Here is a 16,907-nt window from a genome sequence, read left to right on the forward strand (position 1 = left end):
CAGGTAGAGACTCTATGACCCCAGCGTCAGCTTCGTCCCAACATGAGCCTCTACCCACTTCGGTTTTTCTGGCGATTTTCTCCGCCGTGTTCTTACCCATGTTTTTGGCGGCGGTCGATCAAACCCTACTCGCCACCGCAACTCCTGCCATCGTTGAAGATTTGGGTGGCCTCAGGCAAGCCTCGTGGATCACTATCGGCTATATGTTGGCAATGGCGGCCAGTGTGCCTATTTACGGCTGGCTGGGGGATAATTTTGGCCGCGCCAAAATCTTGATGATTGCCTTGGCGGTGTTCGCGTTAGGCTCAATTGTCTCCGCCAGTGCCGGGACGATGGACCATATGATTGCCGGAAGGATTCTCCAAGGCCTCGGCGGTGGCGGGCTGATGAGTCTGTCCCAATCCCTTGTGGGTGAACTTGTGCCGATACGGCAAAGGGCGCGTTTTCAGGGCTATTTTGCCGCTATGTTTACCCTCGCCAGTGTTGGCGGTCCCGTGATTGGTGGTTTTGTGGTGCATGCCTATTCTTGGCACTGGTTATTTTGGGCGAATATTCCCTTGGCCATGCTGGCGGTTTGGCGGCTTAATCGCTTGCATAAACAGAGTGTTAAACCTGTACGACTGGGTCGGTTTGATTTGATTGGCGTGCTGTTATTTCCTTCTATCATTACGGCGTTGCTGTATTGGTTGTCTGTGGCAGGGCAAGGCTTTGCTTGGCTATCGGCCACAAGCTTAGGCTTTATGGGATTTATCTTTGTGGGCGCCGCCCTGCTGTTGTGGTGGGAGCGTCAGCGTGAGAGTCCTTTCTTGCCGCTGGATTTACTCGCCAACAAAGCCATTTATATGCCGCTATTAACCGCTGCGCTGTTTGCCGCCTGTCTGTTTGCGATGATCTTCTTTTTACCCATTTACTTGCAGGTCGGCCTGCAAACCAATCCGGCCAAAACTGGCTTGCTGCTGATACCAATGACCTTTGGTATAGTGACAGGTTCTACTATTGCGGGCCGGTTGTTGAGCCGAGATGTAGCACCTAAATGGTTGCCGACCTTCGGGATGGGGCTGGCTTCTATCGGTTTACTCTCTATCGGTTTAGTCCCGCCCAATGCGGATCTTATTGGCGGATTAGGTGTGCTGGTGGGCATAGGGTTAGGAACCGTGATGCCCAGCGTGCAGTTAGTTGTGCAGAGTGTGTCGGGCAAGGCGCGTTTAAGCCAAATTACCGCTATGGTGTCCTTGTGTCGCTCCATGGGCGCGGCAATTGGTACGGCCTTATTCAGCCTGTTGCTATATAGCTTGTTACCGCTCAAAGGGGCGCAGGTGGGGATTGCGGCGATAAAAAAGCTACCCATTGAGGTTGTGCATCACGCCTTCCAATGGGGTTTTATCGCGGCGGCCTTGGTGGCGCTCAGCTCTGCGATTGTAGGGTATCTCTCGCCCGCCACAGCGCTTAGGGATCATGAGTAGATTTGTTGGTGCACGACGGATTTAAGCTGTGTAGTATTTGCGATAGGTTAGCTTCCGCTGTGACCCCATTCTTTGCCAGGAATTCTGCATGACAACTAAAAACTGGACCTTAAAGAGCATAGCTAACGAGCTAGGTGTCTCTAACGCCACTGTTTCTAATGCTTTTAATCGTCCCGATCAACTATCGGAAAAACGCCGCAACGAAATTTTGGCCGCCTGTTCTAAATTGGGTTACTTTGGCCCAAACAAGGCGGCGCAATCCTTACGCCGAGGCAAATTTGATACCGTCGCGCTGGTATTGTCCGATAGTGTTGAATATATGGTGTCCGATCCTGTCGCCAGTAAGTTTATGAAGGGTGTGGCTTCGGTATTGGAGCGGGAAAAACTCAACTTATTGCTGTTTTCGGGCAGCTCTGACAGTGTGAATGCGGTGGCAGATTTTGTGGATGGGTTTATTTGTTATGGTCGCCCCCGCAATGCCTTGCTTGCTGAGCAATTGAAACAGGTTAAGAAGAAGGTGGTTACAGTGGATTTTGATATCCACCGCAACGCCGCTGTCAGCATTGACAATAAGTTAGCCGCCTATGAGGTGGCAAAATTGGCATTAAAATCACCTACCGATCAGGTTGCAATATTAGGCCTAAGACTGCTCGATACCCATTTAACCTGTCGAGTTTACGATTTGAATTTGCTCGAAATCGATATGTCGATTGCACACCAGAGGTTGCAGGGATATTTACAGGCAATTGAGGAAACCGGTATTACCCTTGGCAATGATCGGATTTGGAATATTCCTGAAAGTAATGCGGAATATGCACGGATAGCGGCCAAGGAGGCGCTAAATTCGACGCCAAGGCCCAACGTATTTTTATGCATGAGTGACTTAATTGCTCTTAGCGTGCTGGGTGAGGCGCAGGCGATGGGATTAGCGATCCCTGAGGATATTCGTGTAGTGGGGTTTGATGGTATTGATGAGGCGACTCGCTCGAATCCTCCGCTGACTACGGTTTATCAATACTCTGAACAAAAAGGCCAAATGGCGGCGCAGATGTTTATCGACGATGCCGTACATGCTCAGGTATTAGGGTATGAATTACGTTTAGGTAAAAGCTGTTAATATATTGATTTTTAAATGAAGAAGGCGCTATTAAAGCGCCTTTTGTTTTATGTTTGGTATTTATCCCTGCGCTGGGGTGAGCAGGTCGGCTAAGCTGATTTGGGTTTCGATGCTTTGCTCATCAAGCAGGGTGATCAGCCCTTGCTTATTGGCAAAGTCGAGATTAAGACTCGCCTGCGCATTTACCGCAGACCATGTGAGTGTTAGTGATTTTCCACTGGCTGCCATCGTAAAACGGCCATGAAATGCGGCGCTGCTATTACGCAGTTTAATCAATTGAATAAGAGCGTTAACCACTGGTTTTTGCAGGGCTTGTTGCACTTTTTCTCGGTTTAAATAGGGGCGATTAATATCTCGGCCAACATGGGTTTGATTTAGCAATACCATGTCGTTGGGTATGGTAAGCAGGCCTGCGTAGTACACCTGCGGAATACCCGGTGCGAAAAACTGAATCGCTCGAGCCATCAAGTAATCTAGGTCATTTTGCCCGAGGGCATCGTAATAGGTGCAGTTGATTTGATACAAATCGACATTGCTGGCGGCTGCCCCTGTGGCTTGTAAACTCTCGCCTTGACTGTTTTTGTGTATGGTTTCAACCAGATTATCGATTTGTTTTTCGTCCAATAATCCTTGTAAGCCATCCATTGGGCCCACATCGATAATGCCGATACCATCGTGGGTATCGAGTACGGTAATGCAGTTGCGAGGCGCCATTTCAAGCCAGTGGCTCAGGGCACGACAATCTTGGCTGAAGAGCGTGTGTAAAATCAGCGGTGGTAATGCAAAGTCGTAAACCATATCGACCCGTTTGGCGATATCGATTTGCGTCATGTGATGGGAGTGAATTTCGGCTAGGGTTGTCATGCCTAACTGATTGGCTTGCTTCGCTAATTTATCTACAAACTCGAAGGATTCCTCAATCATAAAGCAACTAGTGCCGGGCTTTTTGATCGCATAACCTGCGGCATCTAAGCGGATTAAATTGACTTTGCTGTGGTTAAATCGCGCCAATACACGGTTTAAGTAATCTTTACCTGCTGCGGAGTGTACGTCGATATCGATTTGGTTACGGGTAAAGGTGGTCCAAAACTCTTCCGTTGAACCATCCGCTAAGGTGTAAGTGCTAAAGCAGCTCCCTGGGCGAGGGCGGTAGATAGCTTCTTGATCCTGCTTGCTTAATCCCTCAGGGAATACCTTGTCCTTGGTTAGGAATAAATCCCAGTAAGCCGATTGTTTGCCATGCTTGAGCACATCTTTAAACTCGGGAGACTCCGCGGACATATGGTTAACGATCAAGTCGGCCATGATGTCGAACTCTTCACCTATGCTTTTGACATCGTCCCAATCACCTAAGCGTGAATCCACTTGCACATGGTCTATGGGATCAAAACCCGCATCGCTGCCATCGATAGGATAGTAAAAGGGCAGTAGGTGAACGCCCCCAAATAACCCCTGTAACTCGTTATTGAGTAAGGCTTTGAGTTCTTTGAGTCCGGCACCGGTTATCCGATCGACATAGGTGATCAATTGCACTTGATTTTTCATACTTTGCCCACGTTTGAGTAGCCTTCCCAGAGTAAAGTTTGCCCGCGTTTATTTATAAATTGCGCAAACAAACTTAATCGATTAAGTTGTATATTTAACCAATGTGAAACATTATTCAAGTGGTTTGTTTTATTTTTGAGTTAGTCTTAGGTTTTGGGGGGATTAGCTCACTGCTGTACATAAATAATGCCTAAAGCTGTTTGGGGCTTAGCCAGCTTCAGAGAGAGTTAGGCGCGATAACGATAAGGTGAAACAGTATGGTAAGTGATTCAAATTCTGTAGAAAATCGCCATCACACTCGTATTAGAGTGCTGACGTATTTAATGTTTTTTATGTTTGCTATGACCTCCGATGCCGTGGGCGTGATTATCCCGCAGCTGATTGCTGAATTTGGCCTCTCTTTGTCTCAGGCGAGCGCCTTCCATTATATGCCGATGATTTTTATCGCAATAAGTGGCCTGTTTCTGGGTTTTTTGGCGGATAAAATAGGACGTAAACTAACCATTTTATTAGGGTTGTTGTTGTTCGCCATTGCCTGTTTTTTATTTGCGCTTGGGGAGTCGTTTTATTATTTCCTGATGCTATTGGCCTTGGTGGGCTTGGCAATTGGGGTATTTAAAACTGGGGCTTTAGCCCTGATCGGTGATATCTCTCGGTCACCAAAACAACATTCCAGCACCATGAACACGGTCGAAGGATTCTTTGGGGTTGGCGCTATGGTGGGCCCTGCCGTCGTCAGCTATCTGCTTATCAGTGGTGTGTCATGGAAGTATTTGTATTTTGGGGCAGGGATCTTTTGTCTGCTGCTTTGTTGGTTGGCGTTTAGGGCCGATTATCCGCAGGTTAAGCAATCCTCGACGGAAACAATTAATCTGGCGAACACCTTCAGTATGATGAAAAACCCTTATGCATTAGGGTTTTCCCTTGCGATTGGTTTGTATGTGGCCACCGAAGTAGCGATTTATGTATGGATGCCTAGCCTGCTGCAAGAGTATCAGGGGGATTACACGGCACTGGCGGCCTATGCCTTAACCCTCTTTTTTACCCTGCGAGCGGGTGGGCGGTTTTTGGGCGGATGGATATTAAATTACTTTTCGTGGCAACAGGTTATGTTCTGGTTTAGCTTGGCGATCAGCCTTTGCTATCTCGGTTCTACGCTCTATGGTGTTGAGGCCGCCGTTATTCTCTTGCCCCTCTCTGGGCTGTTTATGTCAATGATATATCCCACCTTAAACTCCAAGGGGATCAGTTGTTTCCCCGTGGCGCAGCACGGTTCTGTGGCTGGGGTTATCCTGTTTTTTACCGCGGTTTCTGCGGCGCTGGCTCCCCTTTGTATGGGGTTAGTTGGGGATATTTTCGGCCATGTGAAGTATGGCTTTTACCTCGCAACTGGGTTTGCCGTTTTGTTGTGTCTACTAGCGGGGGTTAATCTGATTAAAGATCCTTCCCAACCGCTGTTAAGCCGTGAAACCGCTTGAATTGAAATGTGACAGAAAAATTTTTTATGTCACATTTCTTTAATGAATCAATTAATTGTCTGTTGTTCCCACTTTAAGTTTGTTGGTTTGTACAAAAAATGCACTTGCTTTTTGTTATTTAGTTGCTAACTTGTTAACTTAATCGATTAAGATGTTTTTTAGTAAAGTGAAATAACAGGCTAATCGATTAACAACAATTTCAGTAGAAGTCGCCGTGGGGAGAGGGCGGCTTCTCAAATATGGGTGGGGACATAAAAATGATAAATCGCACATCACAACAATTCTTGTTAAGCACAATCGCCGTCTTGGTGAGTTCTCAGCTTTGGGCTGCCGATGCACCCGCGCAGGAAGAAACCAAGAAAGATGCGTTAGGCCTTGAGCGCATTACTGTTACGGGCGTGGCCCGTGGTACTCGCGTCATGGACTCGAGCGTGTCAGTCAGCAGCGTATCACTCGTGGAGTTGGAGGTTAGTACTCCACGTTCATCCGCCGAAGCGTTCCGAATCATTCCGGGCATGAAGGTGGAATCAACGGGCGGCGAAGGTAATGCTAACATTGCTGTACGTGGCTTACCTGTGGCATCGGGTGGTGCTAAGTTTCTTCAAATTCAAGAAGATGGTTTACCAATTCTACAGTTTGGCGATATTGCCTTTGGTAATGCGGATATCTTTTTACGTTTAGACTCTACAGTACAAACCATTGAATCTATTCGTGGTGGTTCGGCATCCACTGCGGCGAGTAACGCTCCCGGCGGCATTATTAACGTGATCAGTAAAACTGGGAGCTCGGATGCTGGCAGCGTGTCTACCACCTTTGGCTTGGACTACGATACCTTCCGTACTGACTTTGAATATGGCTCGAGCATCAATGACAGCCTGCGTTTCCATGTGGGTGGTTTTGTGCGTACTGGTGAAGGCCCTCGCCAAGCAGGTTATGACGCCAACAAAGGTGGTCAGGTAAAAGCTAACATAACCAAAGAGTTCGATAGTGGCTATGTTCGTCTTTATTTCAAACATTTAGATGATAAAAGTATTGGCTACTTACCCATGCCAATGTATTCGGACGGTAGCTCTGTTCCAGGTTTTAATGCGAAATCCGATGCCATCCAGTCAGCATATTTTCTCTCAACCCTGAGTTTAGGCGCCGATGGTGAGCGTCGTCGCGGTGATATGCGCGATGGGATGAACCCTGAGGTTAACTCTGTGGGTTTAGAGGCGTCTTTTGATTTAGGCAATGATTGGCAGGTCGAAAACCGCTTCCGTTTCTCGGATGTGAGCGGCAATTTTATGGCACCATTCCCAGCCGAAGTGGCTAATGGCGCCGACATTGCGGCCAGTATTGCGGGCACTGGCGCCAAGTTGATTTATGCCAATGGCCCTGATGCGGGCAATCCTATGGATGGACTCGCCATGCGGATCCATACCTTCGACGTTAAGATGAATGACTTTGGCTCAATCGTAAACGACTTAAAATTAACGAAAACCTTTGACGATACCAGCGTTACTCTGGGTTATTACAATGCCACCCAAAATATCAATATGACCTGGATGTGGAACTCCTATTTGATGGAAGTCAAAGGGGATAACGCCGCATTGCTTGATGTTGTGGCCGCCGATGGTACCGCCTATTCAGATGCTGGACTGTACGGCTATGGCGTGCCTTATTGGGGCAACTGTTGCCAACGTAATTACGATACCGAATACAACATTAAGGCGCCTTATCTTGCGGTCGCGTCAAGCTTTGGGGATTTATCGCTGGATGCCAGTGTGCGTTACGACAGCGGCGATGCCAGTGGTTACTACGCCGGCAATGTGCAATCGCAAGTCGATATGAACTTGGATGGCGTAATCTCTATTCCTGAGCAAAGTGTCTCTTCTATCGATAATGCTAATCCGCAACCTGTGAATTATGACTGGAGCTACACCTCCTATTCACTCGGTGCAAACTATCAGTTTGACAGCGATTTAGCTGCTTTTGGTCGCTTGAGTCATGGTGGCCGCGCTAATGCGGATCGCCTGTTATTTGGTAAGGTTCGTGCCGATGGTTCAGTGGCAAAAGAAGATGCGGTCGATAATGTGGATCAATATGAGTTAGGCGTTAAGTACCGTTACGATGACTTATCGGTGTTCGCGACCGCTTTCTACTCCGAGACCGAAGAGCAAAACTTTGAGGCGACGAGTCAGCGTTTCTTCGACCGTAAGTACAAAGCCAAAGGAATTGAAATTGAATCGGCCTATTTTATCGGTGACTTCGATTTTAGGGGCAATGTCACTTGGACCGACGCTGAAATTGCTAAGGATGCTCTAACACCCGACGTTGTCGGGAATACTCCAAGAAGACAGGCCGACTTTATCTACTCGCTGATGGGACGTTATAACTTTGACCAAGGTTCAGTGGGCATCAACCTGATTGGCACTACTGACTCCTATGCACAAGATAATAATGATCTGAAGTTTGATGGTTACAATCAGGTCAATGCCTTTGCAACCTACAACTTAACTCAGGCCTTAAGTGTCTCCTTAAACGTCAACAACCTGTTTGACGCCACGGGTATCACAGAGGCTGAGGAAGGTTCGATTCCTGATAACAATATTATCCGCGCTCGCACCATTAATGGCAGAACCACGAGTGCAACCTTGAAATACGAGTTTTAACTCCGGCGGGTTTTAGGTTTAAAACCGACAATTTAAAAGGCCCATCCAGCATGGGCTTTTTGCTTAACTAATAGAAATATAAAGGGATCCATATGACGGTATTACTCAGTTTTGGAGAGGTGTTAGTGGATTTATTACCCACAGAGGCTAACGACAAATCTCATCAAGCCATTGCGGGCGGCGCGCCTGCAAACGTGGCTGTAGGTTATGCCAAACTGGGCGGTAAGAGTTATTTTGCTGGTGGCATTAGCAGCGATGATTATGGGGCAATGTTAAAACAAGCCCTCGAGAACGAAGGTGTTGTTACGGATTATTTGGCCGAAGTACCAGGAGCGCATACGGCGACAGTGGTGGTAAATTTGGATGAGAATGGTGAACGAACCTTCGAGTTTAACCGCCAAGGGACTGCCGATCTTTGCTATAGTCAGCGCCATTTCGATGCCATTCCATGGCCACAGATGGATGTTTTTCATCTCTGTTCCAACACCTTTACCGAAGCGAGCATTTTTAATGCGAGCATCTATGGTGCCCGTTGCGCTAATTCATTCAATAAGATAGTGAGTTTTGATGTTAACTTGCGCTTATCACTCTGGCCCGATACCGCATTGCTTGCAGAGCGAGTAGAGCAGTGTTTTCGTTACACACAAGTGCTGAAAATGAGCCGTGAAGAGGCCGACTATTTAGCCTTAACGCGGAATAAGAGTTTCGAAGATTATTTGCAGTTTTGTTTGGCGCAAGGTGTTGAAGTGATTTTGATTACTGACGGCGCCAATCCAGTGCAATGCATAACAGTAGATGAGCGATTTAGCGTGCCAGTCCCCCAAATTAAAGCCGTTGATACCACGGCGGCGGGCGACAGCTTTATGGCGGGATTTTTGTTTGCACTGGGTTCTGAGTTGGAGTTTGATCTCGAGCATTTAACCTTAAAACATCGACTTGCATGTCAGGCACAATTGCGCAAGGCGGTTGAGTTTGCGGTGCGTTGCGGTGCTGTAACCTGTTGCCAGAAAGGCGCTTTCCCTGCTTTACCCACATTGTTGCAGGTGAGTTAACCCTTCACTCAATAGTATTAAGCTAAGGTGAGCTATGGCCTGTCTTAGCTTTTTTCGAGCATATTGCGCGAACTTCATCACGTTTTACTTGCCCCATTGGCCGAGCATTTATGCTATTTTAGCTGCGGCTTATAGTCGAAGGAGCATAGGTTTCTCCTCTGCTTTCGGTCGATATGGTTTTATTTCAACATGATTGGGGGGTTCCTATGAGCAAAGCAAAAATCGGGATTGTAACGGTGAGCGATCGTGCCAGCGCGGGGATTTATGAGGATATCTCGGGCAAGGCGATTATCGACACCCTCAATGATTACCTCACCAGCGAGTGGGAGCCGATTTATCAAGTGATCCCCGACGAGCAGGATGTGATTGAAGCGACCCTGATCAAGATGGCCGATGAGCTGGATTGCTGCTTGATTGTGACCACGGGCGGTACTGGCCCAGCAAAACGCGATGTGACGCCCGAGGCGACTGAGGCCGTGTGCGATCGTATGATGCCGGGCTTTGGCGAGTTGATGCGCGCTGAGTCATTAAAGTTTGTGCCTACGGCGATTCTCTCGCGCCAAACCGCGGGCTTACGGGGGGATTCATTAATTGTGAACCTGCCGGGCAAGCCTAAATCAATCCGCGAATGTTTAGATGCGGTATTCCCAGCGATTCCTTACTGTATCGACCTGATGGAAGGGCCGTACCTCGAGTGTAACGAGGCCGTGATGAAGCCTTTTAGACCTAAGGCAAAATAACGCGCCGCACAGCAAGATGACATAAACCCAAGCCTAGCTTGGGTTTTTTATTGGCATTTGTTGTGGGCTGTTGTGGTCGCGCTAAGTCGCAAGTACGCAGCTTGACTTAGCGCCTATAGACACAGCTTTAATACCCTGTAATACGAGTTTAACTGCGGTGCATTAATGACTATTTTAATGCCTCAATTTGCTGTGCCAGTGTGGTCTTGGCGGCGTTGTCCTCTGCATCTGTCACTATGCGCTCCAGCACCTGTACTCGTTCAATCAGTACCTGATTTTGTAGACTCAGCTGGGTGAGTTTATCCTCAAGCTGCCGATCGTTTCCGCCACCCAGTTGGCGCATTTTTAGGTAATGCTTAAACATCTCTGTGGCGCTTACACCGATAATAAAGGTCACCATAATGACCATGATAATAAATTCTTTTTCCATGATTGGCTCCTTAACTCAATGTTAGGGCGCGGCGCGCCCTCCGTGGGTTGATAGTGTTATAAACCGAAGATCACTTTTTCGCTCTTTAACGATTTTTCCATGCCGAATGCCAGTATTACCGCAATGGCGAGTGTGCCCAGCGTCGATACCAGCAATTGCAGCATGTTCATATCTTTACCTTTAATAAAGTCCATTAGTGCCTGTTGCTGACCCGAAACGGGCAACCATTGCAGGACGTCGGGCGCGATGTTGTAGCTGGCGGCCATCGACAGTGCCAAGGGCACAAACAGCACCATGGTCAGGTAGGACTGGGCTTCCTTAAAGGTTTTGGCCATAAAGGACACAAACAATTGCAAACAGGCAGCCATCAGGGCGACTGGGATACCGACTAGCAGCATCAGCGCCATAAATTCGCTGGTAATGCTGACGCTAAAGCCGAGTTCCTGCCAAGGCACGAAGGTATAGGCGACCTTAGATACTAATAAAATCAACACTAAGCCGAGCAGGGCAAACAGACCGACAGCAATGATTTTAGAGAGCACTAATTGGCGCGTGGTCAGCGGATGGCTGAGTAACAATGCCAAAGAGTTACGTTCACGCTCACCGGCGCTGGTGTCGATGGCCAAGTTCATCCCCGAGATAAACACTGAGTAAATCATAGTGAAAATGGCGATGCCTAAGATCATCCCGCCCTTAGAGTCGGTGGTGGCTTGGTCGTGCACATTCACTTTCAGGGGCTGCACCACGCGAGGGTCGATACCGCGGGCGATTAAGCGCAGGCTGCCCATTTCGGCGCTGTAGGCCTGCAACTGTTTCTCTAAGCGGCGAATCGAGTTTTGCAGTTTTTCCTCTGAGTTATCGGCAACGATAGTGATTTCTGCGCCTTTGCCTTGGTTCATCTGCTTGGCATAGTCGGGGCTGATAATCAGCTCGATGGCTTTCAAATCCTTTGCGCCAGCTTCGCCTTGGGTAATGCCCTTGTTAGACAAAAATCGCACTAAATCCGGCGCTTTGTCGGGATTAGTGATGCTGATTTTAAGATCGTCCGGGCTGGTCAGCTGGCCGATAAGCACCATAAACAGGCCGCACATGATCAGCGGCGTACCGATGGCGTAGTAGAGTCCCGCCATCACAGAGCGTTTATCGCGGGCGGCGTCTATCAGTTCCTTGCGAACCATTGCGATGATTTTGTTCATGATTATTCCTTATCCCAAGTTTATCTGTTCGCTATTAAGTCGAAGCAGGTGTTATCGCAATTTGTGTGAGCGTTAATGCTGTGAGTCATCATGCGGCAATACCCTCATCGGTGCCGATCAGCTGGATAAAGGCATCTTCGAGTGAGGCCTTACCCGTTTGTGCGCAGAGTTGCTCTGGGCTGCCGATGGCCACCACTCGGCCTTGCGCCATCACGATCACTTGGTCGCACAAGGCCGCGACTTCTTGCATCACATGGCTGGAAAACAGCACGCAATGCCCTTGGTTTTTAAGGTCGATAAGAATATCGCGCAGCAAACGGGTACTCATTACATCCAGCCCACGGGTCGGTTCGTCGAGGATAATATTGCTGGGGCTGTGGACTATGGCTTGGGCGAGGGCGGTTTTCATTCGTTGCCCTTGGGAGAAGCCTTTACAGCGGCGATCGCTAATATCTTCGAGGCGTAGTTTGGCGATAACCTTGCTGGTGGCCTCTTTGGCGTCGCTGGCGGATAAACCGCTGAGTTCGGCGAAGTAACGGATATATTCCCGCGGCGTGAGGCGCTCATACAGGCCAAATGGATCGGGGAATAAGCCGAGTTGCTGCTTAGCACCAATCGGGTCGATGGCAACGTCGATACCTTCAATTTCAGCCGTGCCAGTATCGGGTTTCAGCAGGCCAAAAATGGTGCGTAAACAGGTGGTTTTACCCGCGCCATTGGGGCCGAGTAGGCCGGTGATCTGGCCATTTTCGGCAACAAAACTCAAATCGTTTAGGGCCTGCACTTCGCCGATGCGCTTAGAAAGATGGGATACTTTGATCATGACTTACTCCTTGGCTCCAGTGCTGGGCTTATCTTTGGCAGAGTGGGTTGTATCTTCGGTCGCGAGTGGCTCAACCGAGCTGGCATTTAAATAGAAACTACGGCGCACATCCTTTTTCAAACATTCACCATCGAGATCTTTAACCGAACCAGTACGCACTAACTCGGCGATTAAGTTATTGGCACAGGACTGATAGGCCACGCCATGGGTGGCGTATGGTGCGACCAAGTGTTTGGCGTTAGTGAGTTTTTCCATGGCGAGTTCCGCCCAACTTGGTGGTGTGGCAGGGTCTATTTCGCCCGACAGTAACAGTGTGGGGATAGCACTCTTAATAGGCTCGCTAAAGCTGGCATCGACGGGTGGCACTTTCCACACAGAGCATGATGCTTCCAGGCTTTCGAGCATGGTTTTACCTACATAGGAGGTTTTTGCCTGTTCACGCATCGCTGGGGTGATGCGATGGATGTCTTCACCGCAAACTACGGAGGCGTGCATGCCCATTGCCATGCCTGCACCATCGGTAGTTAAGGCATACAATCCGAGTAGCGGTTGATAGTTACCTTTGGCGGCTTGATGAATCGCATGGGGCACTAAGGCGCGCACATTGGTTTGATACAGTGCCATTCTGATCGCGCCATAAAACTTCGCGCGGGTGAGCGTGAGTAAGGTCTTTTCACCCGTGACCGGGTCGTGTACTTGCTCCATCACTGGCCCTTCGGTTAGTCTTGCGACCACTTGGTCAAACTCGGCCTTGAGCTCAGGAAACTCGGCATGGCAGGCCGCGGTTTCTTGGCAGTCTTTAAACAATAAGTCAAAGCCGCGCTCAATTGCCGAGCCGATTTCTAATACGCTTTGCTGCATCGGCACTACGCCGTCTAAGGTAACTGTGGCTAAGTGCTCGGGATACAAACGCATATAGAGCTGCGCCATGCGTGTGCCGTAAGAAATGCCGTATAAGTGCAGCTTTTTGTAGCCTAAATGGGCGCGCACGGCTTCGAAGTCTGCCACGGCATTGAGACTGCCGTATTGGGTGACATCGCTACCCGTTAATTGATCTCGGCATTTTTGCGCCTCGGCTAAGCTATCAACATTGTCATCGTTGAGGGCGAGTAAGGATTGTTCACCTGCATCGCAATTCAATAGATTTGAGCGACCTGTACCGCGTTGATCAATCAGCAAAATATCCCGCTGCTGACGCACTTTATTCAGCATGCTATCAAAGCTTGCCGCATTATCGATGGCCGATTGACCTGGGCCGCCTGCTATCGCCAGCAGTGCTTCTTCATGATTGACATTTTTCACCGCAGGCAAGACCACATAATGCACTTGGATCTGTTTGCCATCGGGCTTGTTGGGATTCTCTGGCACAGTCACAAAGCCGCAGTTTAAACGGTCCGAAACACCGTCCACATAACAGGTATTTGTGGGTGTTGTTGAAGGAGCTGATTTTTCACTTGCCCAAACCGTTGCGCTAGCCATGGCGAGCATAAGTGTGCTCAAGCCTATGATTTTGCGAGTTGAAATATGTTTATGCCAGCCTGTGTTTGAACGCTTAATCGCAACGCAAGCGCTGGTCTTATGGGACTTCCTGTGGATCATGCTATCTATCATGAGCGCTTTCCTTTTTGCATTTCAGGATGAGTGTGATACTTTAAATACAGTGTATCGGTGTATCAATGTATTAATACAGTGTGTAAAGCCTAATGTTAGAACTTTTAAATGTCAACCCCAGCAGTGGTGAGCCAATTTACAAGCAATTACACGAGCAAATCGTGCGCTTGATTGTGGGCGGCCAACTGCAAGAGGAAGACGTATTACCCTCAGTGCGCCAGATTGCGGAATACCTTGCGGTGAACCCGATGACAGTATCTCGCGCGATTCAGCAATTGGTGGATCAGGGCTGGTTAGAACGCCGCCGTGGGCAGGCGACTCGAGTTGCTGCCCGTACCGAGGCGATGGAGTCGGGCGTGAGTCTGCTTGAGCCGCAATTAGATGGCTTATTGGCACAAGCCAAGCAGCTGGGCGTGAGCCTGCCCGAGTTGCTGCAATTGATTAACGAGCGCTGGCAAGCCTAGTCGGCCCAAGCGAAAACGAGAATAAAAAGGACGCAATTCGATGGATCAAGAGTTTCCCCCAATACTTGAGTTTTCTAAGGTAAACAAAGTTTTTCGTGGAAAAAATGGCGTTGAAAAACAGGCGTTAAAGGATCTGTCCTTGTGCTTGTCTGCCGGGATGGTGGTTGGCTTATTGGGACAAAACGGTGCGGGCAAATCAACCTTAATGCGCTGCGCTTTGGGGATCCTCTCGCCCGATTCGGGTGACATCCGCACCTTAGGTGAGACGCCGGAACAACTCTCGTCTGCCGCAAAGGAGCGCCTTGGCTATGTGCCACAACAGCCCTTTGGTTATGAAGGTTTTACCGTTGAGCGCGCCCTCGATTTACACCGCAGCTTTTATCCCCATTGGGACATGCAGTTAGAGCAAGATTGGCTTGCCCGCTTTGAGTTAGATGTCAGCCAACAGGTACAACGTCTGTCCGTCGGCCAGCGCCAATCCTTGGCGCTGATCATGGCAATGGCCTATCGTCCCGAGTTGCTGATCCTCGACGAACCCGTGGCCAGTCTCGACCCGATAGTCAGACGCAAGTTTATGGTCGATTTGTTCGACTTGGCCCTCGAATCCGGCTCGGCGGTGCTGTTTTCATCCCATATCACCTCAGATTTAGAACGGGTCGCGAGCCATGTTGCCCTGATTAAACAGGGCGAGTTAGTGCTGTTTAAGGAAATCGATGCCCTGCGGGAAGAGGTGCGTCTTCTCAAACTGGCGGCGGGTACGGAGTTGCCTGAGCAGGTGCGTATTTTGAGCCGTGATGGTGATTCTGTGCTGGTGGATCGTGGTGCCGTCGATCTCAATCTTCCCGGCGTGCAGCGAAGTGAAGCGCTTAATTTGGAGCAACTCTTTGTGGAGTTACACAAATGAGTGCAGCTAAACCGCTTGTGCAACCTACTGATAAGCCTGCAACACAGCATTCAATCAATCCCTTTAGCGGCATGCTGCGCCTGTGGTTATTTGACGTGGGCAGTGTGAGTTTTTTGGGTACCGGATTATTTGGCTTAGCCCTGAGCGTTTTGGCGGGATGGGCTGGGCAGAAGGAGAGTTTTGATCTTTTTGTCGGCATGGGGATTGTCTCTACCTCAGCTGCGGTCGCATGGCAGTTGATTCGCTTGATGGCGAGTGAGTGCTCAATCTTAATCCCCCGTTATCGGCAGAATATTTTTATCCAGTGCGAGGTGATGCTCATTGGCGTGTTTAGCCTTGCGGTGCTCTTATGCGTATTGTTTGATTTTACCTCTAGCCTGTCGCTACTGGTGTTTGCCCAAGGGATAAGCTTAGGTTTTATTTTGCTGTGTCTGCGGCACACCCAATGGTTTTACTCCTCATTTTTACTGTTTATCTTAGTGCCGTTTTCTAGCGCTTTGGCTGAGCAAGTACCATTGTGGCTGAGCATCATAGTGCTGTTTGTGTTGGTAGTGCTGATTTGGCGCCGCTGCCTAGTATTACCTTGGCGGGTGGAAGCACGCAGTGTGTACCTCAACGGGTTAGAAATGGGCTGGTTTTGGTTGCCTAATCTGCAATCCATGCGGTTTTTGAGCCGTTTCGAGCGTTATTTGCATCCGGTTAACTTTTTTATCGGGCCGATGTTAACCGTATTGCTGTTGTTGCTGCCCGCGCTGACATTGGTGCTGGGGGTATTATCCCATCAGTTTAATTGGGATTTTCCGGTGTTACTGCTACTGGCGCAGTTTTGTGTGATCAGCTGTTCGCTGGTGCATTGGAGTCGGGTGCAACGAGCGCGTGCAACAGAGTTACTGTTGTTGATGCCGGGTTTTGATGGCAGAACCGGTTTGGTTAATGCTTTTGCCCGAGGGCAGCAACGATTGCTGTATCTCATCAGTGTCGGCATGTTGCTCTGTAGTGTGTTTATTACTTGGCTCAATGGCGGGATAAGTGCGCCATTGCTGGCGCATTTAGTGATGAGCACCTATTGGGCTTGTGCCTTGGTGTTAGGGCTAGGTTGCCTGTGCCGCCGAGTGTTACAGGTTAGCTTGACTATGCTGGTGGTGCTGGGGCATTCACTATGGGTGTCTATCAGTTTAGCGGCATTGCAGCATGATGGTCATCTATATTATTGGTTAATAGGCGATCTTTTACTGGTTGTGTTGGGGCAAATTGCCCTGTTTGGCGGCCATAAAAAGTTATGGCGGGGCGATATCGTTGGGCTGTAATCGGCCTTAAATGACGTGATTTGGGCGACATTTGCACAAGATTAGAGCAAAAACTCTTAGTTTTTAGCTTGCCTTCAGGTAGAATGCTGCAAAAGCGGAACACTTGTAAGCTAAAAGGTGAGT

General features: G+C 49.0%; 14 protein-coding genes. 9 read left to right on the forward strand and 5 right to left on the reverse strand.

Annotated elements, in window-relative coordinates:
* Nucleotides 1-14: 14 nt before the first annotated feature.
* The gene (locus M0413_RS14080) at nucleotides 15-1,463 is read left to right on the forward strand and encodes an MFS transporter (protein ID WP_249554642.1); all 1,449 of its coding nucleotides are present in this window, start codon (nucleotides 15-17) and stop codon (nucleotides 1,461-1,463) included.
* Between the two features lie 88 nt (nucleotides 1,464-1,551).
* A complete protein-coding gene (locus tag M0413_RS14085) occupies nucleotides 1,552-2,580 on the forward strand; it encodes a LacI family DNA-binding transcriptional regulator (protein ID WP_037416178.1) in 1,029 nt (342 codons plus the stop codon).
* A 60-nt stretch (nucleotides 2,581-2,640) separates the two neighbouring features.
* On the opposite strand, the gene gtfA is transcribed toward M0413_RS14085, so the two are convergent.
* Complete coding sequence (gene gtfA / locus M0413_RS14090; protein ID WP_249554643.1) at nucleotides 2,641-4,125, reverse strand: sucrose phosphorylase; 1,485 nt, start codon at nucleotides 4,123-4,125, stop codon at nucleotides 2,641-2,643.
* Between the two features lie 257 nt (nucleotides 4,126-4,382).
* Between gtfA and M0413_RS14095 the strand changes: the two genes are divergently transcribed.
* The 4 genes from M0413_RS14095 to mog all read left to right on the forward strand — a co-directional run bounded on the left by M0413_RS14095 (nucleotide 4,383) and on the right by mog (nucleotide 10,049).
* Nucleotides 4,383-5,603 (forward strand): MFS transporter, encoded by a 1,221-nt coding sequence (locus M0413_RS14095; protein ID WP_249554644.1) that lies wholly within the window; start codon nucleotides 4,383-4,385, stop codon nucleotides 5,601-5,603.
* Between the two features lie 257 nt (nucleotides 5,604-5,860).
* Nucleotides 5,861-8,257, forward strand: a complete 2,397-nt coding sequence (locus tag M0413_RS14100) for a TonB-dependent receptor domain-containing protein (RefSeq protein WP_249554646.1) — start codon at nucleotides 5,861-5,863, stop codon at nucleotides 8,255-8,257.
* 92 nt (nucleotides 8,258-8,349) lie between these two features.
* The gene (locus M0413_RS14105; RefSeq protein ID WP_249554649.1) at nucleotides 8,350-9,309 is read left to right on the forward strand and encodes a carbohydrate kinase family protein; all 960 of its coding nucleotides are present in this window, start codon (nucleotides 8,350-8,352) and stop codon (nucleotides 9,307-9,309) included.
* Between the two features lie 206 nt (nucleotides 9,310-9,515).
* Nucleotides 9,516-10,049 carry a molybdopterin adenylyltransferase gene (mog, locus tag M0413_RS14110; protein ID WP_037416491.1) on the forward strand — a complete coding sequence of 178 codons (534 nt, stop codon included), beginning with the start codon at nucleotides 9,516-9,518 and terminating at the stop codon, nucleotides 10,047-10,049.
* Nucleotides 10,050-10,218: 169 nt separating this feature from the next.
* Here the strand turns inward: mog and M0413_RS14115 are convergent, their stop codons facing one another.
* The 4 genes from M0413_RS14115 to M0413_RS14130 all read right to left on the reverse strand — a co-directional run bounded on the left by M0413_RS14115 (nucleotide 10,219) and on the right by M0413_RS14130 (nucleotide 14,109).
* Nucleotides 10,219-10,479, reverse strand: coding sequence for a phage-shock protein (locus M0413_RS14115; RefSeq protein WP_037416192.1), 261 nt, complete (start codon nucleotides 10,477-10,479; stop codon nucleotides 10,219-10,221).
* A gap of 56 nt (nucleotides 10,480-10,535) precedes the next feature.
* Nucleotides 10,536-11,675, reverse strand: coding sequence for an ABC transporter permease (locus M0413_RS14120; RefSeq protein WP_037427971.1), 1,140 nt, complete (start codon nucleotides 11,673-11,675; stop codon nucleotides 10,536-10,538).
* Nucleotides 11,676-11,763: 88 nt separating this feature from the next.
* Nucleotides 11,764-12,498: an ABC transporter ATP-binding protein gene (locus M0413_RS14125; protein WP_037416198.1), complete on the reverse strand. Its 735-nt coding sequence runs from the start codon at nucleotides 12,496-12,498 to the stop codon at nucleotides 11,764-11,766.
* Between the two features lie 3 nt (nucleotides 12,499-12,501).
* Nucleotides 12,502-14,109 carry an alpha/beta hydrolase gene (locus M0413_RS14130; RefSeq protein ID WP_249554651.1) on the reverse strand — a complete coding sequence of 536 codons (1,608 nt, stop codon included), beginning with the start codon at nucleotides 14,107-14,109 and terminating at the stop codon, nucleotides 12,502-12,504.
* Between the two features lie 92 nt (nucleotides 14,110-14,201).
* Between M0413_RS14130 and M0413_RS14135 the strand changes: the two genes are divergently transcribed.
* From M0413_RS14135 to M0413_RS14145, 3 genes are read left to right on the forward strand one after another with little or no spacing between them, the layout of a single operon-like run.
* Complete coding sequence (locus tag M0413_RS14135) at nucleotides 14,202-14,573, forward strand: GntR family transcriptional regulator (RefSeq protein ID WP_037427968.1); 372 nt, start codon at nucleotides 14,202-14,204, stop codon at nucleotides 14,571-14,573.
* A gap of 40 nt (nucleotides 14,574-14,613) precedes the next feature.
* Nucleotides 14,614-15,477 carry an ABC transporter ATP-binding protein gene (locus tag M0413_RS14140; RefSeq protein ID WP_037416205.1) on the forward strand — a complete coding sequence of 288 codons (864 nt, stop codon included), beginning with the start codon at nucleotides 14,614-14,616 and terminating at the stop codon, nucleotides 15,475-15,477.
* A complete protein-coding gene (locus tag M0413_RS14145; protein ID WP_249554653.1) occupies nucleotides 15,474-16,784 on the forward strand; it encodes an ABC transporter permease in 1,311 nt (436 codons plus the stop codon). Before M0413_RS14140 ends, M0413_RS14145 begins: the two co-directional genes overlap by 4 nt.
* The last annotated feature ends 123 nt before the right edge of the window (nucleotides 16,785-16,907 follow it).

The organism is Shewanella sp. 8A, from assembly GCF_023475945.1.
Taxonomy (GTDB): Bacteria; Pseudomonadota; Gammaproteobacteria; order Enterobacterales; family Shewanellaceae; genus Shewanella; species Shewanella xiamenensis.